The following is a 17,491-nucleotide window of genomic DNA, read 5'->3' as shown; positions in this document are numbered from 1 at the left end:
TAATGGCCAGGAGCCGGGGCCGCTTCAGGCGCGGTAACTCGACGGGAGACACCATGGTGGGGGTACCACTCGCTCGGCGTACCAGAAAACGGTCTCGCCCGACCCGGATCGACTCCGTGCTGGGCTACGCCGCTCTCGGTTGGCCGGTGGTGCCCGGTGCTCACCCCCTGCGGCACGGCTCCCGCGCGTGTTCCTGTGACCGGCTCGGCTGTCCCGACCCCGGCGCGCATCCCGTCTCGCCCGCCTGGCACGTACAGGCCACGACGGACCCCACGCAGCTGACCCGCTGGTGGCAGCGGGAGCCCGAGGCCAATGTGATCCTGCCCACCGGGCGGGTGTTCGACGTGTTCGACGTACCCCTTCCGACGGGCCTCGCGGCCCTGACCCGCATCGACGCGGACGAAGCGCACTCGGGCCCGGTCGCCGCCAACGGCGACCGGGTCCTGTTCTATGTCGCCACCCGTGGCAATCCCGAGGACGAGGACGAGTGGTGGTCCTGCCAGCTCGACTGCGATCCGGCCACCATCGACGACACACCGGGGCTGCGCTGGCACTGCCGCGACAGCTACGTCCTCGCCCCGCCCTCCACGCTGCCCACCGGCCAGCCCGTCTCCTGGCTGCGCCCGCCCGACGGCCGGCCGCTGCCCGACCCGCTGCGCATCCTGGACGTGCTCGCCGACTAGCGCCTTTCCGACGGAAGGCGGCACGGCGGTTGCCGACTAATCTGGACGCGTGAGCCGTACAAAGAAGTCCGAGGACCTGTTCGCCCGCGCCCGCGCCATCGTGCCGGGAGGCGTCAACTCACCCGTCCGCGCGTTCGGTGCGGTGGGCGGCACCCCGCGGTTCATGGCCGCCGGTCAGGGGCCCTACATCACCGACGTCGACGGCAACCGCTACGTCGACCTGGTCTGCTCGTGGGGGCCGATGATCCTCGGTCACCGTCATCCCGCGGTCGTCGAGGCCGTCGCCCGGGCGGCGTCCCACGGGTTCGGCTACGGCACGGCCACGCCGGGCGAGGTGGAGCTGGCCGAGGAGATCGTGGGCCGGGTGGCGCCCGTCGAGAAGCTCCGCCTGGTCAGCTCGGGCACCGAGGCGACCATGAGCGCGGTGCGCCTGGCCCGTGGCTTCACCGGCCGATCCAAGATCGTCAAGTTCGCCGGCTGCTACCACGGCCACGTCGACGCGCTGCTCGCCTCGGCCGGGTCCGGGGTGGTGACGTTCGGCCTGCCCGACACCCCCGGCGTGACGGGCGCCTCGGCGGCCGACACGATCGTGCTGCCCTACAACGACGTGGCGGCGGTCGAGGAGGCCTTCGCCTCGGCCGAGATCGCCTGCGTCATCACCGAGGCGTGCCCGTCCAACATGGGGGTGGTGCCGCCCCGCGACGGCTTCAACGCGCGGCTCCGCGAGCTGTGCACGGCCAACGGAGCGTTGCTGATCGTCGACGAGGTGCTGACGGGCTTCCGGGTCTCGCCCGCCGGTTGGTACGGCCTCGACCCCGTCGACGCCGACCTGGTGACGTTCGGCAAGGTGATGGGCGGCGGGCTGCCGGCGGCGGCCTTCGGCGGGCGGGCCGAGGTGATGGCCCACCTCGCGCCCGAGGGCCCCGTCTACCAGGCGGGCACGCTGTCGGGCAACCCGCTGGCCTGCGCCGCCGGGCTGGCCACGCTGCGCGCGCTCGACGCCGACGCCTACACCAGGGTGGACGCGGCGGCGCTGGCGGTCGGCCAGGCCGCCTCCGAGGCGCTCGCGGCGGCAGGGGTCCCCCACCGGCTGCAGCGGGCGGGCAACCTATTCTCGATCTTCTTCACCGAGGACGAGGTGACCGACTTCGCCGGGGCCCAGACGCAGGACACCGCGGCGTTCCGGGCGTTCTTCCACGCGATGCTCGACCAGGGGGTCTACCTGCCGCCGTCGGCCTACGAGGCGTGGTTCCTGTCGGCGTCCCACGACGACGAGGCGCTGACCCGGGTGGCCGAGGCGCTGCCGTCCGCCGCCAAGGCCGCCGCCTCGGTCCGCTGAGCCCTGCCGCGGGTGCCGGCCCACAGCACTCCTGACACGATGAGGGCTCCCGCGACGAGGCTGACCCAGGAGATCGGCTCACCGGTCACCAGGGCCGCCGAGGAGATGCCGAAGACCGGCACCAGCAGCGTGTACGGCGCCACGGTCGAGGCGTCGTACCTGCGGAGCAGCCAGCCCCACACCCCGAACCCACCGAGGGTCGAGACGAAGGCCACGTACCCGAGCGACAGCCAGCCCTCCACCGGGGCGACCAGCGAGGGCAGGCCCTCCACCAGCAACGACATCGCCAGGAGCGGCGGCGCCGACAGGGCGCTCACCCACACCATGAACCGCAGCGAGTCGGGCGGGGCGGCCTTGCGCTGCAGCACGTTGCCGAGCCCCCACGCCGCCGCCGCGGCCACGCACAGGGCGAAGGCGCCCACGGGGCCTGACAGGCCGAAGTCGTAGGCGACCAGGGCCAGGCCGGCGAAGGCGACGGCCAGGCCGGTCACCCGGCGCGCGCCGAGCCGTTCGCCCAGCAGCGTCACCGCGAACAACGCGGTGAACAGGGCCTGCACCTGCAGGACGAGTGAGGTGAGCCCGGCGGGCATGCCGGCCCGCATGGCGACGAGCAGCAGGCCGAACTGTCCCGCGCCGAGTGTGGCCGCCACCCCCACGACCCACCGCCACGGTACGGCCGGCCGCCCCACGAACAGCAGGGCGGGGAAGGCGGCCAGGGCGAACCTGAATCCCGCGTACTGCAGGGGTTGGAAGTGCCGCAAACCCACTTCCATCACCACGAAGTTAAAGCCCCACACGGCCGCCAGCCCGATGGCCAGCGCCAGGTGACGCGGACTCACGCAGCGCGCGTCTTCTGGCGACGGACGCGGATGTCGCGAGCCTGCTCGGCCAGCGTCTTGAGGTAGGAGACGGAGGAGGACTGCTGCTGCTTCGACTTAATGTTTCGCATGCATATATTTTCGTCCGCTACAGAGTTGACGACAAGCGAGACTTTCTACGCTTAACCCTTTAGGCTGGCTTACATGTTGGACCTGAACCGGCTCAAGGCCCTTCACGCCGTGCACGTCTACGGCTCGGTGGGGGCCGCGGCCGACGCGCTCATGGTCACCCCGTCGGCCGTGTCGCAGCAGATCGCCAAGCTGGAGCGTGAGACCGGAGCCCGGCTGATGGAGCGCAACGGCCGCGGTGTCCGGCTCACCGACGCGGCCGGGCTGCTCGCCGAGCACGCCGAGCGCATCCTGGCGCTGGTCGAGACCGCCGAGGCCGACTTCGAGGCACTGCGCGGCCAGGTCGTGGGCCGGCTGAGCGTGGGCGCGTTCCCGACCGCCGCGCGCGGGCTGCTGCCCAGTGCGGTGGCCAGGCTCAAGGAGCGCCATCCCGACCTGCTGCTCCAGCTCGACGAGCGCGAGCCCGAGCGGGTGACGCGCGAGGTGGCCAGGGGCGAGCTCGACCTGGGGGTGGTCCAGGACTGGCTGAACCGGCCGATCGCGCTGCCCGACGGGCTCTCGCGGTCGACGCTGCTCGACGACGTCGCCGACGTCGTGCTGCCCGCGTCGCACCCACTGGCGGGCCGCAAGGAGATCGAGCTGGCCGAGCTGCACGGGGAGCGCTGGATCAGCTCCAGGCCCGGCACCGTCTGCCACGACTGGCTGGTCTTCACGCTGCGCAACGCCGAGCTCGAACCCGAGATCCACTGCAGAGCCGACGAGTATCCCACCCAGATGGCGCTGGTCGCCGCCGGCCTCGGCTGCGCGATCGTGCCGAGGCTGGGGCGCGACTGCGTGCCCGACGGCGTGCGCATCGTGCCCATCCGGCCCAGGCAGTCGCGCCGCATCTACACGATCTGGCGCACCGACGCCGCCCGCCGCCCCGCGATCAGGGCCGCGATCGAGGCGCTCGCCGAGGTCAGCCGCACCCATGAGAACGCCTGGGCGGTCAACTGAGTCAGCCGCACGAGAACGCCTGGGCGGTCAGCTGAGCGCGATCGCCACGATCCCGCCAAGGATCACGCCGGCGGCCACCAGCCTGCGCGGCAGGTCGCCCTCGGCCAGCAGCCGGCCGCCGAGCACCACCGCGATCAGCACGCTGACCTCGCGAGCGGGGGCCACCACGCTGACCGGCGCCATCGTGAAGGCGAACAACACCAGCAGGTACGACAGGAAGCTGAGCACGCCCGCGCCCACGACCGGCCACCGGTGCTCACGCCAGGTGGGCAGGATCAGCCCGCGCCTGGCGAACACCACCGGGGCGAGCAGGAGTGCCCGCCCGGCCTCGCCGAGGTAGACCAGCATCAGCGGCGCCACCGCGAAGGCGCTCACCACCTGGGAGTCCCAGATCGTGTAGCCCGCGATCAACACGCCCACCATCAGCCCGAACGCCAGGCCCCTGAGGTCGCCCCGGCCACCGCCGCTCATCATGAACACGCCCACCCCGACCAGGACGATCCCCGCCACGCCCACCGGACCGGGGCGCTCGCCCAGCGCCAGCACGGCCACCAGGCTCGCCAGCAGCGGCCCCGTGCCGCGCGCCACCGGGTAGACGACCGACAGATCGCCCTTGCCGTACCCCTTCTGGAGCAGCACGAAGTAGCCGAGGTGGATGATCGTGCTGACGGCGATCACCCCGAGGTCGCCCAGATCGGGCCGGGCGCCCGTGACCAGCAGGAAGCCCGCGAACAGCGGGGCCCAGACGACCGTGGAGGCGACCGCGACCAGCCAGACGAACACCACGCCGTCGGCCCGCGCGGCCCGCTTGCTCAGCACGTTCCACGAGGCGTGGGCCACGGCGGCCACGAAGACGAGAAGGAGAGCCCACGGACTCACGCGGGCGACTCCCTCGGGACACCACAAGATCTGATCGAGATGACCTTGACTTTACCGTCCGGTCTTGATCCGGACCAGGGTGCCCACCCGCCGCGAGCGGTACGTGAGCGGATAGGCTGAGGCACACCATGGCTGAAACCACTGTCGTCCACCTGATGCGTCACGGCGAGGTGCACAACCCCGGCGGCATCCTCTACGGCAGGCTGCCCGGCTACCACCTGTCCGAGACGGGCCGCCTGATGGCAGAGACGGTCGCCAAGGCGGTGGCCGGCCGCGACGTCGTCGCCCTCTACAGCTCACCGCTGGAACGGGCCCTGGAGACGGCGGCCCCGCTGGCCGCGACGTTCGGGCTCGAACCCGAGGTGGACGACCGGCTGATCGAGGCCGGCAACATGCTCGAAGGCCGCATGGTCGGCCAGGGCCTGGCCATCCTGCGCAACCCCCGCAACTACCGCTACTTCTGGAACCCGATGCGGCCCTCGTGGGGCGAGCCCTATCCGCTGATCATCGAGCGCATGCGGACGATGGTCGACGACGCCCGCAAGGCGGCGCGCGGCCACGAGGCGGTGCTGGTCAGCCACCAGCTGCCGATCTGGACGATCAGGATGGCGGCCGAGGGACGCCGCAGGTTCGTGCACGATCCGAGGCGCAGGCAGTGCGGGCTGGCCAGCCTCACCACGTTCACCTTCGACGGCGACCGCCTCGTCAGCGTCGGCTACAGCGAGCCGGCCGGGTCGCTCAGCCAGGGGCCGACGATCCCGGGGGCCTGACCGCGAGCGGGGAGGGCCCCAGCGTGCCGGGCGTCCGGTTCCGCCGGTAGAGTTGCAAGCTCTACCTCTTGTAGTACAAGGAGATCTTCCCCGTGCGCGCGAAGTCCATCTCCCTCGTCCTCCTGGCAGCGCTCACCGTGAGCGCCGCGGGCTGCGCGGGCAACCAGGGCGGGCAGCCTCAGGCGGGCGACACGCGCTTCGTCGCGGGCGACGGGAAGATGCAGGTGTTCACCGCGACCGACCGTCAGGCGGCGCCCTCGGTCGAGGGTCCGACGCTCGACGGCGGCACCGCTTCGCTGGCCGCCCACAAGGGCAAGGTCGTGGTGCTCAACTTCTGGGCGTCCTGGTGCGGGCCATGCCGGGCCGAGGCGCCGGTGCTCAAGGACGTGGCCGCCAAGACCAAGGGCACCGGGGTCGAGTTCATCGGGGTCGACTTCAAGGACCGCAAGGCCGACGCGCTGGCCTTCGAGCGCACCGAGCAGACCGGCTACCCCAGCATCTTCGACCAGCCGGGCAAGGTGGCGCTGGCCTTCCAGGGCACGGTGCCGCCCGCGGCCATCCCGTCCACCCTGATCATCGACAAGCAGGGCCGCATCGCCGCCCGGGCGCTCGGCGCGGTCCGCTACACCGACCTGATGAACACGGTCACCAAGGTGCGCGATGAGTGACGTCGTGGCCTCCGGCTCGCTGCTGCTGGCCGTGCCCATCGCGGTCCTCGCCGGGGTCGTGTCGTTCCTCTCGCCGTGCGTGCTGCCGCTCGTGCCCGGCTACCTGTCCTATGTGACGGGCATGAGCGCCGACCCCAGGCGGGGCCGGCTGGTGCTCGGCACGACGCTGTTCGTCGCCGGATTCGCGGTCGTGTTCGTGCTCAGCGGGGCGCTGTTCGGCGGGCTCGGCTCGGTGATGCTGGGCAACGCCGAGATCATCACGCGGGTGCTCGGCGTGCTGACCATCCTGCTCGGGCTGGCCTTCCTCGGCGTGCTGCCCGGGCTGATGCGCGACGTGCGCATCCACCGGGTGCCCTCGGCGGGGCTGGCCGGGGCGCCGCTGCTCGGCGTGGTGTTCGGCCTGGGCTGGACCCCGTGCATCGGGCCCACGCTGGCGGTCGTGCTCACGCTCGGGCTCAACGAGGGGAGCGCCTCCAGGGGAGCGCTGCTCGCCGTGGCCTACTCGCTCGGGCTCGGGCTGCCCTTCGTGATCGCCGCCTTCGCCTACAGCAGGGCGTTGCGTACGTTCCGGGCGGTCCGGCGGCACTCCCGCCTGATCACCAGGATCGGCGGCGGGATGATGGTGGCCGTGGGCGTCATGCTCGTGACCGGCCTGTGGGGAGAGATCATCGCGACCATGCAGGGGCTCATCGGCACGTTCAGGCCGGTGATCTGATGAGCGTCGACGAGTTGGAGCGGAAGCAGGCGGCCAAGGGGCCGGTCGGGCTCGGGGTCATGGGCTGGCTGCGCTGGACGTGGCGCACGCTCACCTCGATGAAGACGGCGCTGATCCTGCTCTTCCTGTTCGCCCTGGCGTCGGTGCCCGGCTCGCTGGTGCCGCAGCGCGGGGTCGACCCCGACAAGGTGGCGCAGCTCTACGAGAACGACCCGACGCTGGCCGAGTGGTACGACCGGTTCCAGCTCTTCGACGTCTTCACCTCGGTCTGGTTCGCCGCCATCTACCTGCTGCTGTTCACCTCGCTGATCGGCTGCATCATCCCGCGCACCTCGACCTACCTGCGCGAGCTGCGCCGCCGCCCGCCGGCCGCGCCGCGCAACCTGTCGCGGCTGCCGCACTCGGCCGCCTTCTCCGGCGACCTGACGGTCGAGGAGGCCGCCAGACGGCTGCGCCGGCGGCGCTTCCGGGTCGACACCGGCGACGGGTGGGTGTCCGCCGAGAAGGGCTACCTGCGCGAGACCGGCAACCTGGTCTTTCACATCTCGCTGCTCGGCCTGCTGGTCGCCGTGGGCTTCGGCTCCCTGTACGGCTACCGCGGCAACGTCCTGGTCGTCGAGGGCGACGGCTTCGCCAACACCGTGGCCGCCTACGACCGGTTCATTCCCGGCAGCCAGGTGTCCGCCGAGTCGCTGGAGCCGTTCGCGTTCCAGTTGACCGACTTCCAGGCCACCTACCAGGTCGAGGGCGAGAAGAAGGGGCAGGAGCTCGACTACTCCGCCTTCCTCCGGGTCAACGACGCGCCCGGGGCGGCCGAGCGGCCCTACGAGCTCAAGGTCAACGAGCCACTGGAGATCAACGGCACGCAGACCTACCTGATCGGTCACGGCTACGCGCCCGTGTTCCGGGTGACCGACGGCAAGGGCGAGGTGGCCTACGAGGGGCCGGTGCCGTGCCTCATCGAGGACAAGCCCACGTACACCTCCGGGTGCGTGGTCAAGGCGCCCGACGCCCAGCCCCAGCAGCTCGGGTTCCTGCTGCGGTTCCTGCCGACGAGCGTCCCGCTGGTCGACGGCTCCTACGCCTCCGCCTTCCCGGGCGCGATCCAGCCGGAGGTGCAGGTCCTCGGGGCCTTCTCCGGCGACCTGGGGATGCGCTCGGGCAAGCCGCAGTCCGTCTACGAGCTCGCGCCGCCCGAGGCCATGAGCAAGCTCACCCCGCTGCTCATGGGCACCGCCGTGCCCAAGCCGCTCGCCGTCGGCCAGTCGGTCGACCTGCCGCAGGGGGCGGGCAAGCTGGAGTTCACCGGCGTCAAGGAGTGGATCACGCTCCAGATCGCCTACGATCCGGGCCGGGTGCCCGCCCTGGTCTTCGCCGCGCTCGCCACCGTCTCCATCGCGCTCTCGCTGACCATCCGGCGCCGCCGGGTCTGGGTGCGGGTCAAGGACGGCATGGTCGAGGTGGGCGGCCTGACCCGCACCGAGGGCTCCGCGGCGGGCTTCGCCGAGGAGTTCGACGACATCGTGAAGGTCCTATCAGCAGGAGACAAGGATGCCCGCTGAGCAGCTAGCCGAGGTGAGCGACCTGTTCGTGGTCGGCGCCATTCTGCTCTACCTCTTTTCCATGATCGCGTTCGCGGCGGAGCTGGCCTTCGGGCGGGTCCGGGCCGACGCGCCCGCCGTGCCCGCGCGGCGGCCCGTCGCCGTGGGGGCGGGCGCCGACGCGGCGCCCGACGAGCCGGTCGAGGCGCCGCCCGGAGACGTCGAGCCGCCGGCCTGGGCCGCCAAGACCGGTGTCGCGGGTCTGGCGCTCGGCTGGGTGGGCTGGGCGGCCAACCTCGCCGCCATCCTCACCCGGGGCCTGGCCGTGGAGCGGTGGCCGTGGGGCAACATGTACGAGTTCGTCGTCGCGCTCTGCTTCGCCGCGGTGACCGCCTTCCTCGTCACCCAGGTCCGCTACAACGTGCGCTTCCTGGGCTCCTTCGTGATGATCGCGGCGGCGGTGGGGCTCGGCGCCGCCGCCCGGCTGCTCTACACGTCCGCGGGGCCGGTGGTGCCCGCGCTCGACTCCTACTGGGTGGCGATCCACGTCTCCGCGGCCGTGCTGGCCAGCGGCCTGTTCGTGGTGGGCGCGGCGTCCGGGGGCCTCTACCTGGTGCGCGGCGACGGTCCGTCGCGGCTGCCGTCGCGGGCCGACCTGGAGCGGGTGGCCCACCGGGCGATCGTGGTGGCCTTCCCGCTGTGGACGTTCGCCGTCATCACGGGCGCGCTCTGGGCCGACAAGGCGTGGGGGCGCTACTGGGGCTGGGACCCCAAGGAGGTCTGGTCCTTCATCACGTGGGTGGCCTACGCGGCCTACCTGCACGCGCGGGCCACCGGCGGCTGGCGCGGGCGGCCGGCGACGATCATCCAGCTGGTGGCGTTCGCCTGCCTGATGTTCAACCTGATCGGCGTGAACATCTTCCTCTCAGGGCTGCACAGCTACGCCGACCTGTGAGCTGAGGGCCGTACGAACCTGCCGTGAGAGGCCTCCGTGCGAACGGTGGCCTCTTCGGCGTGCGTGCGCTCAGTCGTCGCCGCGCATGCGGCGTTCGAGCTCGCGGAGGAACTCGGGGTCGTCGTCGGGCCCCTTGGGGGGAGCGGCCGGGGGAGCGGAGCCGGCCTGCGGCGAGGACCGCCACTCGGATCGGGGGGTCTGGGGACGGCCGCGAACCAGCCAGAGCAGCCCGCCCGCAATCGGGATCAAAGCCACGATCAACATCCAGAGTGGCTTTGGTACGTTCCTAACCTCGTCTTCCGGACTGGTGATGACGTCGAAGAGTGAGTAGAGCCAGAAGGCCAGCAGCGCCAGGCCGACAAGGACACCTGCCATGCCCGAACTGTAAGCCATCCGCGACGTGATCGTGTCAGATGCATGCACCATTTCGGGTGACTAGGGATGATCGGCGTCGTACGGTAGAACACGATTCAGCGGAGTCCGCCTTCCCCCGGGGCAGCCCTTCCCGCCGCCCGGCGGCTCGCGTGGAGAGGTGCGATGGCCTTTTCTCACGACAAGGGCCGCCATCGGCGGGGTCGTTGGTGGCGACGTGGGTCATACCTTTTCTCCCGTCGCAGGGAGGCGCCTCCGGAGGCCGATCGTTCCGTCTGGGTGAAAGACCGGCCGGCCCGCAACGGCGCCGACCACCGCTTCACCGGACAGGAGACCCAGCGCCCGCGTCCCGTCTCGCGTGAGGGCGTCCGGCCGCGCGAGCGCCGCCAGCGCTGGGAGGGCGGCGAGCGACTGTCCGCGGCCGTGGCCGAACGCCCCCAGTACACCTGGCACGACTTCGAACTGGACGACACACCTCCCCGGGCCCAGCCCAACCGCCCCGACGCGCCCTCGATGGGCGACGGGCTGCGCCACTGCGGCAAGCTGGAGGCGATCCTGCACCGTCAGTGGGACGCGCGCCTCGGCCCCCCTCCGGCCGAGGTCGTACGGGCCGTGGAGAGCCTCGCCAGGCTGCCCGAACGGCTCAAGGAACTCCTGGCCGGCGGGCTCGAAGGGATCTACGTTGGCCCCGGCGGCGTGCCGGACCTCGACGACATGGGTTACCTGCGCGGCGCCCCGCTGCCGTCGGGGCGGGCTTCGTGGGACATCTGCGCGGGCGCGTACGGCGATCGCAAGATCGTGGTGGGCGACCGGCCCTCACCCACGCCGGACGTGATGATGCACGAGGTCGGCCACGCCATCGACGACGTCGACTCGGTCTACGGCGACTGGGTCTCCGACTCGCCCGCCTTCGTGGCACTCTACGAGGAGGTCACGCCGCTGCTGGCCTCGGCCTTCCACCGCCAGGGCGGCGGGCTGGGCCGCAAGGAGTTCTTCGCCGACGCGTTCGCCGCGATCGCCTCGCGCCAGCGGCCGGCACTCGTCGACATGCTCAGGGGCGACACGCGGATGGCCCTGAACGTCATGCTCTTCTTCAACCGGCGCTACGGAATCTAGGTGATCAGCCATGCACGTCATCCGGCTCGCTGACGGGACCCTGCGCGTGCCGCGGAGCCTGACGAGCGAAGACGGGCGGCTCATCGGCAACGCGTACGTGGAGCTCGAACCTGGTGACCCCGAATACGACCAGTGGCTGCCGGAGTCGCTGACGGAGGAGGAGCTGGCCGAGCGGCGGCGGCTGTGGCAGGCCGGCAACGACGAGCTGGAGCAGGAGTTCCTCGCGTTCAAGGCGGAGCAGGAGGAGGCCTAGCGGCTCGGAAGAGGTTCAGCGGTCCCGAGGAGGCTCGGCGACGGGAGGAAGGCACGTCGGGGTCGGCGCGGCGCGGGCCGGGCTGGAGGGCGCGTCACAGGCATGGAGAGACGCCAGCCACGATCGGCGGTTGGCGCCCTCCCATGCCGTGCACATTCCTGGACGGCATCCCGTCGCGGTGATCCTGGCTCACAGGATCACCGATGATGACGGAACGTCAGACGCGCGGGGACTCACCTGTTGGCCTGTCGGCCGTAAGAACGTCCTCGCCTCGGAGAAGGGCGTGCACTTCCGACTCGCGGAACCGCCGATGCCCTCCGGGGGTGCGGATACTACTGATGCGGCCTGCCGCAGCCCAGCGCGTAACTGTCTTTGGGTCTACCCGGAAGAGGGCGGCAACCTCTCCCGGGGTCAGCAGACGCTCGCTGCTACTCTCCACCAATCTCTCCCCCTCGCATCCCGCTTCCTGCCAGCGGGCGGACAGGTAACTAGTGTGTCGAGCGAAGCCTGATTTATCCGTGGTTTCGACAAAGATCACGGGTTGTTATCAGCTGACTGCCCGATTGTTATATGATAGAGCCTCTTTGGGGCTCTCGTGGGTGTTTCTTTACGAAACTCCCTAACTGGGCACAGTAGCAGCGCGCGCGCCAGATGCGAAGACCGAGCGCACTGTCGGGCGAGTAACCTCGACGTGTGCGTCCAGTTCTCGTTTACACCGCGTCGCGGGTCGCCCTGTTCCTGGTGACCGCGGCTGTCCTCTATCTGGTCGGTCTGCAAAACCTGCTGGTGCTGATCGCAGTGTCTTTCTTGGTCAGCGGCATCGCCAGCTACGTGCTGCTGTCGAAGCAGCGTGACGCCATGAGCGCGCGAATCAGCGGCAAGATCGACCAGCCGAAGCCTCAGGGCGACTAGGGCAGGGGGAACATGCCAATCCGGGCATGGTACTCCCCGCCGAGTCTCGTCGTGTCACTACCAACCAGTAGGCCACCGGGGTGGGCAAGAAATGCCTTCACCCCGATCCCACGTGATCGCCCGGGATTCCAGCTGAGCGCCTTTCCGGTACGCGGATGAATGGCGCCAATGCCTTCACGGGGCACCGCTCCCGGCCCGGCGGAGTCACGACCGCCGGGGTTGTCCAGCCACCGCAGATGACCCCCGACGTAGACCGCGGCCCCCGTCACCGACACCGAATAGAGCGAGTCGCCGCCGGTGTGGTTGATCCACGTCGGCCGGACGCTCTCGCTCCTGGTGAGCGTCTCGAACCTGGCCGCCGTGTCGCACATCCGCTTGCTGCCCAGGGGGCCGCCCGTGGTCACCACGACGAAATAGGACCCGTCCGGCGAGACGTCCAGCCCGCGCACGTAGGAAGGGAACTCAGGCTTGCACGCCGTGGCGTAGGTGGTGGTCCGCCAGGGGGCGACCGTGGGTGTGGGCCGGCTGATGTCGATGACCCCGAGCTGATGCCTCGGCTTGTCGTCGAGCGTGGTGAAGCTGCCGTCGACCACCAGCCGGTCGGCCGTGACGGCGAGGGCGTGAACCCTGGTCCTGGGTGTCAGCGGTGAGCCCGGCTTGATGGCGAACATCGGATCGGCCGCGCCCGTCGTGGCGTCGAGCCTGGCCAGCGCCGTCCGCGGCCGGGTGAACTCACCGCCCGCGTACAGCTGCGAACCTCGCCTGGCCAGTGTCGTCACCATGCCGCCCGCGATGCCGGGCTCGAAGGTGGCCACGAGCGAGCCGTCGAGCAGGCGGAGCCGGGCGAGCGCCTTCGCGGGCCAGCCGTTGACCTCGGGGAAGTCGCCGCCCACGTAGACGGTGCCGTCGTCGCCGGCCGCCAGGCCGTACACGGTCCCGTCGACCTGCGGCGCGAAGTCCGGCAGGATGCGGCCGGTGGCCAGGTCGTAGGCGAACAGATTGTCGCGCGTGACCGAGAACGACCGCGAGGAGTCGGCCACCTCGGTGAACGAACCGCCCACGACGACGGTGGTGCCGCCGACCAGGGCGATGCTGTTGACGATGCCGTCGAGCACGTGGGGCGTCGTGTCGACCGGGTCGGCCGACACGACACGCGAGTGCGCGACGGGAGCGAGGGCGATGAACGCCGCAAGGGCGGCACGGGCAAGCATTCGCCAAGTTCTAGCAGACACAGAGTAGTGGTGTGACTACTTTCGGTTGATTGTCGGGATAGCCCGTAGGCTTGGGCCCATGACGCGCGCTCAATTGGACAAGCAGCCCGACCAGGTCGCCGCGATGTTCGATCGCACGGCCCGGCGCTACGACCTGGTCAATGACGTGATCTCCTTGGGGCAGGTCCGGTTCTGGCGCAAGGCGGTGGCCGCCGCCGTCGACGCGGGGCCCGGTGAGGTCGTCCTCGACCTCGGAGCCGGCACCGGCACGTCCACCGACGCGTTCACCACCCTGGGCGCGCGCGCGATCGCCTCCGACTTCTCCCTCGGCATGCTCCGCACCGGCGTACGACGCCACGGCGGCAACGCGCTGAGCGGGCAGGGCGTGCCCTTCATCGCCGGTGACGCGATGCGGCTGCCGTTCGCCGACGACAGCTTCGACGCGGTGACGATCTCGGTGGCGCTGCGCAACGTGCACGACACCTCGCAGGCGCTGCGCGAGATGCTCCGCGTGACCAGGCCCGGCGGGCGGCTGGTCATCCTGGAGTTCTCGCACGTGACGGTCCCCATGTTCGACCGCGTCTACCGCGAATACCTGATGCGGCTGCTGCCCAAGGTGGCCCAGGTGTTCGGGTCCAACGACGACTCCTACGAGTACCTCGCCGAGTCGATCAGGGACTGGCCCGACCAGCCGACCCTCGCGCGCACGATCCAGGACGCCGGCTGGCGGCGGGTGGCCTGGCGCAACCTCTCCATGGGCATCGTCGCCGTGCACAGGGGCTTCAAGTCCGCCTGAGCCCCATGGTGAGCGGGTGCGAGCGCCCACCAGGGCCGAGCGCGTGCCAGGTCCGAGCTCGGCGTGTCGAGCTGTATACGGCCCTCCGTTCTTGACGGGGGGCCTACTTTTGTTACCGGACCTGTCCCTGACTGCCACTTTGTGCTCGAAAAGGGTTAGACTGCGGGCCGACCAGTTTGTGAAGAGGTTCACAAAGGAACGAAGGCGCGACACCCCAAGACCTTCGACCCGCGTAGGACAGGACAGTCCAGTGACCGTGCCAACAGCCGAACTCCAAGCGCAGGAGCTCGACGCGAGAGAGCGACCCAGGAGCCGACGCATGGCGAAGCGGGCGCGACCATGAGCACACCTGACGCCGACGTCATCGTCGTCGGCGCCGGTCCCGCCGGCTCGGCGACCGCCTTCTATCTCGCTCGGGCCGGTCTCGACGTGCTGCTCCTGGAGAAGACCAGATTCCCCCGGGAGAAGGTCTGCGGAGACGGGCTCACCCCCCGGGCGGTCAAGCAGCTGATGAACATGGGCGTCGACATCGACGCTCCCGGCTGGATCAGGAACAAGGGGCTCCGGGTCGTCGGCGGCGGGCTGCGGTTCGAGCTCGACTGGCCGCGGCTGGACCGGTTCCCCGACTTCGGGCTCGTACGCACCCGTAAGGACTTCGACGAGATCGTCGCGGTCAACGCCGTCAAGAAGGGCGGCGTGCGACTGATGGAGGGCGTCAACGTCACCGCGCCGGTCCTCGACGACCGCAGCGGTCACGTGGTGGGCGTGACCACCAAGGACGGGACGACCTACCGCGGCCGGTTGGTGGTGGCCGCCGACGGCAACAGCACGCGCCTAGCCCTCGGAATGGGGCTGCACAAGCGTGCGGACCGCCCGATGGGCGTGGCCGTACGAACTTACTTCGAGAGCCCGCGCCACGACGACGACTACCTCGAGACGTGGCTGGAGCTGTGGGACGACGACACGCTGCTGCCCGGCTACGGCTGGGTGTTCGGCGTCGGCGACGGCACCGCCAACGTGGGGCTCGGGCTGCTCAACACCAGCGCCCACTTCGGCAACATCGACTACCGCGACCTGCTGAAGCGCTGGTGCAAGGCGATGCCGGCCGAGTGGGGCTTCACTGAGGAGAACATGCGGGGCCCGATCCGCGGCGCCGCGCTCCCGATGGCCTTCAACCGCCAGCCGCACTACACCCGCGGCCTCGTGCTCGTGGGCGACTCGGGCGGGGCGATCAACCCGTTCAACGGCGAGGGCATCGCCTACGCCATGGAGACGGGCGAGATCGCCGCGGAGGTGATCGCGAAGGCGCTCCGTGCGGGCACCCCCGCGGCTCAGGAACGCATCCTGCGGACGTACCCTCAGGTGCTGAAGGATGTTTACGGCGGATATTTCACTTTGGGCAGATGGTTTGTCGAGGCGATCGGAAAGCCCGGTGTGATGAGTTTCGGCACCAGGCACGGGTTGCCCCACCCGAGGCTGATGCGCTTCGCTCTCAAACTCCTTGGTAATCTCACCGACCGGCGGGGCGATGCGTCGGACAAGATCATCAACGCACTCTCGAAGGTCGCGCCACCAGCATGAATCTCAGACTTGCCAGGCAAACGCATAGATCAGGCCGCTCGCCCGCGCGCGCGGCGACTCCGGAGGAGGCGTAGCGATGGACCTTTACGTGCCCATCCTGGTGCTCGCCGTTCTCGCGGGGGGCTTCGCGATCTTCTCGGTCGCCATCGCCCCCTTCACCGGTCCCAAGCGCTGGAACCGCGCCAAGCTTGACGCATACGAATGCGGCATCGAGCCGACGCCCCAGCCGGTCGGTGGCGGACGGTTCCCGCTCAAATACATGGTCACCGCGATGCTGTTCATCGTGTTCGACATCGAGATCATCTTCCTCTACCCCTGGGCCGTCTCCTTCGCGCCGCTGACGAACGACGCCGGCAGCGTGCTCTCGTCGGGCCTCGGGGTGTTCGCGCTGGTGGAGATGCTGCTGTTCATCCTCACCGTGCTCGTCGCGTACGCGTACGTGTGGCGTCGCAAGGGTCTGGACTGGGACTGAAAATGGGACTTGAAGAGAAACTCCCCAGCGGGTTCATCCTCAGCACGGTCGAGCAGGCCGCGGGCTGGGCGCGCAAGAACTCCGTGTGGCCGGCCACGTTCGGTCTCGCCTGCTGCGCCATCGAGCTGATGGCCACCGGCGGCCCCCACTACGACCTCGCGCGCTTCGGCATGGAGCGCGCTTCGGCGTCTCCACGTCAGGCCGACCTGATGATCGTGGCGGGTCGCGTGTCGCAGAAGATGGCGCCCGTGCTGCGGCAGATCTACGACCAGATGGCCGAGCCCAAGTGGGTCATCGCGATGGGCGTGTGCGCCTCCAGCGGCGGCATGTTCAACAACTACGCGATCGTCCAGGGCGTCGACCACGTCGTGCCCGTCGACATCTACCTGCCCGGCTGCCCGCCGCGGCCCGAGATGCTGATCGACGCGATCGTGAAGCTGCACGACAAGATCCAGAACATGAAGTTCGGCGCGCACCGGGCCAAGCAGATCGACGAGCTCGAGCTGCGGGCGCTGCGCACGCTGCCGCTGATCGACCAGGGGGCCGCGAAGTGACCTCGCCAGACAATCTCCCCGAGGTCCCCGAATCCGCCGAGGGGCCCGAGGTCGCCAAGGTGCCCGGCGCGGCCGACGCGCCGGTCGCCCGGCGCGGCATGTTCGGGGCCGCGGACTCCGGCGACACCTCCGGCTACGGCGGCCTCGTCGTACGCCGGGCGCCGCAGCTGTCGACGCCCCGGCCCTACGGCGGCTACTTCGACGAGCTGGTCGACACCCTGGGCCTCGACGACGCCATCGAGCGCGTCGTCGTCGACCGGGGCGAGCTCACGCTGCACGTCAGGCGCGAGCGCCTGGTCGAGGTCTGCCAGAAGCTCCGCGACGACCCGGCCCTGCGCTTCGAGCTCTCGCTCGGCGTGACCGGCGTCCACTACCCGCACCTGGCGGGGGAGGAGCTGCACGCGGTCATCCACCTCTGCTCGATCACGCACAACCGGCGGGTCCGCGTCGAGGCGAGCTGCCCCGACGCCGACCCGCACATTCCATCGACGGTCGGCGTTTACCCTGGTCATGACTGGCACGAGCGCGAGGCGTACGACTTCTTCGGGATCGTCTTCGACGGTCACCCCGGTCTCACCCGGATCATGATGCCGGACGACTGGGACGGCCACCCGCAGCGCAAGGACTACCCGCTCGGCGGCATCCCGGTCGAGTACCGGGGCGCCACGATCCCCTCGCCCGACCACAGGAGGTCGTACGCGTGAGCGAGCATGTCGGGCGATGCGTTGACG

At 70.3% G+C, this 17,491-nt stretch carries 21 protein-coding genes; 16 read left to right on the top strand and 5 right to left on the bottom strand.

Translation table 11 applies throughout. The annotated features are described in order from the left end of the window. The first annotated feature begins 53 nt into the window (after window positions 1–53). Entirely contained in the window at window positions 54–683 is a 630-nt protein-coding gene (locus AC5L3X_RS06750; RefSeq protein WP_189124901.1) for a bifunctional DNA primase/polymerase, read from the top strand. Window positions 684–732: 49 nt separating this feature from the next. Next, window positions 733–2,022: a glutamate-1-semialdehyde 2,1-aminomutase gene (gene hemL / locus AC5L3X_RS06745; RefSeq protein WP_494855792.1), complete on the top strand. Its 1,290-nt coding sequence runs from the start codon at window positions 733–735 to the stop codon at window positions 2,020–2,022. Here the strand turns inward: hemL and AC5L3X_RS06740 are convergent. Further along, on the bottom strand, window positions 1,920–2,861 hold the full coding sequence (locus AC5L3X_RS06740; protein WP_494855790.1) for an EamA family transporter: 942 nt from the start codon (window positions 2,859–2,861) through the stop codon (window positions 1,920–1,922). The genes hemL and AC5L3X_RS06740 overlap by 103 nt on opposite strands. Before the next feature lie 183 nt (window positions 2,862–3,044). On the opposite strand from AC5L3X_RS06740, the gene AC5L3X_RS06735 reads away from it, so the two are divergent. Further along, window positions 3,045–3,965, top strand: coding sequence for a LysR family transcriptional regulator (locus tag AC5L3X_RS06735; RefSeq protein WP_494855789.1), 921 nt, complete (start codon window positions 3,045–3,047; stop codon window positions 3,963–3,965). A gap of 27 nt (window positions 3,966–3,992) precedes the next feature. On the opposite strand, the gene AC5L3X_RS06730 is transcribed toward AC5L3X_RS06735, so the two are convergent. After that, window positions 3,993–4,844, bottom strand: a complete 852-nt coding sequence (locus AC5L3X_RS06730; RefSeq protein ID WP_189124905.1) for an EamA family transporter — start codon at window positions 4,842–4,844, stop codon at window positions 3,993–3,995. 128 nt (window positions 4,845–4,972) lie between these two features. Here AC5L3X_RS06730 and AC5L3X_RS06725 point away from each other — a divergent pair, with 128 nt between their 5' ends. The 5 genes from AC5L3X_RS06725 to ccsB all read left to right on the top strand — a co-directional run bounded on the left by AC5L3X_RS06725 (window position 4,973) and on the right by ccsB (window position 9,493). Continuing rightward, window positions 4,973–5,614: a histidine phosphatase family protein gene (locus tag AC5L3X_RS06725; protein WP_189124906.1), complete on the top strand. Its 642-nt coding sequence runs from the start codon at window positions 4,973–4,975 to the stop codon at window positions 5,612–5,614. 92 nt (window positions 5,615–5,706) lie between these two features. Beyond that, the gene (locus tag AC5L3X_RS06720) at window positions 5,707–6,282 is read left to right on the top strand and encodes a TlpA family protein disulfide reductase (RefSeq protein ID WP_189124907.1); all 576 of its coding nucleotides are present in this window, start codon (window positions 5,707–5,709) and stop codon (window positions 6,280–6,282) included. Continuing rightward, entirely contained in the window at window positions 6,275–6,997 is a 723-nt protein-coding gene (locus AC5L3X_RS06715) for a cytochrome c biogenesis CcdA family protein (RefSeq protein WP_189124908.1), read from the top strand. The genes AC5L3X_RS06720 and AC5L3X_RS06715 overlap by 8 nt, the downstream gene beginning before the upstream one ends. Beyond that, complete coding sequence (resB, locus tag AC5L3X_RS06710) at window positions 6,997–8,559, top strand: cytochrome c biogenesis protein ResB (protein ID WP_494855788.1); 1,563 nt, start codon at window positions 6,997–6,999, stop codon at window positions 8,557–8,559. The genes AC5L3X_RS06715 and resB overlap by 1 nt, the downstream gene beginning before the upstream one ends. Beyond that, the gene (gene ccsB / locus AC5L3X_RS06705) at window positions 8,549–9,493 is read left to right on the top strand and encodes a c-type cytochrome biogenesis protein CcsB (RefSeq protein ID WP_494855787.1); all 945 of its coding nucleotides are present in this window, start codon (window positions 8,549–8,551) and stop codon (window positions 9,491–9,493) included. Before resB ends, ccsB begins: the two co-directional genes overlap by 11 nt. 69 nt (window positions 9,494–9,562) lie before the next feature. On the opposite strand, the gene AC5L3X_RS06700 is transcribed toward ccsB, so the two are convergent. Beyond that, a complete protein-coding gene (locus tag AC5L3X_RS06700) occupies window positions 9,563–9,868 on the bottom strand; it encodes a PLD nuclease N-terminal domain-containing protein (RefSeq protein ID WP_189124911.1) in 306 nt (101 codons plus the stop codon). A 276-nt stretch (window positions 9,869–10,144) separates the two neighbouring features. Here AC5L3X_RS06700 and AC5L3X_RS06695 point away from each other — a divergent pair, with 276 nt between their 5' ends. Both AC5L3X_RS06695 and AC5L3X_RS06690 read left to right on the top strand, forming a co-directional pair. After that, entirely contained in the window at window positions 10,145–10,981 is an 837-nt protein-coding gene (locus AC5L3X_RS06695) for a hypothetical protein (RefSeq protein ID WP_494855786.1), read from the top strand. A 10-nt stretch (window positions 10,982–10,991) separates the two neighbouring features. Then, window positions 10,992–11,234: a hypothetical protein gene (locus AC5L3X_RS06690; RefSeq protein WP_189124913.1), complete on the top strand. Its 243-nt coding sequence runs from the start codon at window positions 10,992–10,994 to the stop codon at window positions 11,232–11,234. 217 nt (window positions 11,235–11,451) lie between these two features. Here the strand turns inward: AC5L3X_RS06690 and AC5L3X_RS06685 are convergent, their stop codons facing one another. Further along, window positions 11,452–11,673, bottom strand: a complete 222-nt coding sequence (locus AC5L3X_RS06685) for a BldC family transcriptional regulator (RefSeq protein WP_181616591.1) — start codon at window positions 11,671–11,673, stop codon at window positions 11,452–11,454. 254 nt (window positions 11,674–11,927) lie between these two features. Here AC5L3X_RS06685 and AC5L3X_RS06680 point away from each other — a divergent pair, with 254 nt between their 5' ends. Continuing rightward, window positions 11,928–12,146: a DUF4229 domain-containing protein gene (locus AC5L3X_RS06680; RefSeq protein ID WP_494855785.1), complete on the top strand. Its 219-nt coding sequence runs from the start codon at window positions 11,928–11,930 to the stop codon at window positions 12,144–12,146. Here AC5L3X_RS06680 and AC5L3X_RS06675 read toward each other — a convergent pair. Continuing rightward, complete coding sequence (locus AC5L3X_RS06675) at window positions 12,143–13,357, bottom strand: delta-60 repeat domain-containing protein (RefSeq protein ID WP_494855784.1); 1,215 nt, start codon at window positions 13,355–13,357, stop codon at window positions 12,143–12,145. The two genes, AC5L3X_RS06680 and AC5L3X_RS06675, sit on opposite strands and share 4 nt — an antisense overlap. Before the next feature lie 79 nt (window positions 13,358–13,436). On the opposite strand from AC5L3X_RS06675, the gene AC5L3X_RS06670 reads away from it, so the two are divergent. The 5 genes from AC5L3X_RS06670 (at window position 13,437) to AC5L3X_RS06650 (ending at window position 17,464) form a co-directional block, all read left to right on the top strand. After that, window positions 13,437–14,153, top strand: a complete 717-nt coding sequence (locus AC5L3X_RS06670) for a demethylmenaquinone methyltransferase (protein ID WP_494855782.1) — start codon at window positions 13,437–13,439, stop codon at window positions 14,151–14,153. A gap of 339 nt (window positions 14,154–14,492) precedes the next feature. Beyond that, on the top strand, window positions 14,493–15,734 hold the full coding sequence (locus tag AC5L3X_RS06665) for a geranylgeranyl reductase family protein (RefSeq protein WP_494855780.1): 1,242 nt from the start codon (window positions 14,493–14,495) through the stop codon (window positions 15,732–15,734). A 76-nt stretch (window positions 15,735–15,810) separates the two neighbouring features. Next, entirely contained in the window at window positions 15,811–16,206 is a 396-nt protein-coding gene (locus tag AC5L3X_RS06660; protein ID WP_189124918.1) for an NADH-quinone oxidoreductase subunit A, read from the top strand. Between the two features lie 2 nt (window positions 16,207–16,208). Beyond that, window positions 16,209–16,760, top strand: coding sequence for a NuoB/complex I 20 kDa subunit family protein (locus AC5L3X_RS06655; RefSeq protein ID WP_189124919.1), 552 nt, complete (start codon window positions 16,209–16,211; stop codon window positions 16,758–16,760). Next, window positions 16,757–17,464 (top strand): NADH-quinone oxidoreductase subunit C, encoded by a 708-nt coding sequence (locus AC5L3X_RS06650; protein WP_189124920.1) that lies wholly within the window; start codon window positions 16,757–16,759, stop codon window positions 17,462–17,464. Before AC5L3X_RS06655 ends, AC5L3X_RS06650 begins: the two co-directional genes overlap by 4 nt. The last annotated feature ends 27 nt before the right edge of the window (window positions 17,465–17,491 follow it).

It is taken from the genome of Nonomuraea sp. CX421 (assembly GCF_059358955.1).
The sequence above is the reverse complement of the archived record's forward strand: the minus strand, read 5'-3'. Positions and strand labels throughout refer to the sequence as shown.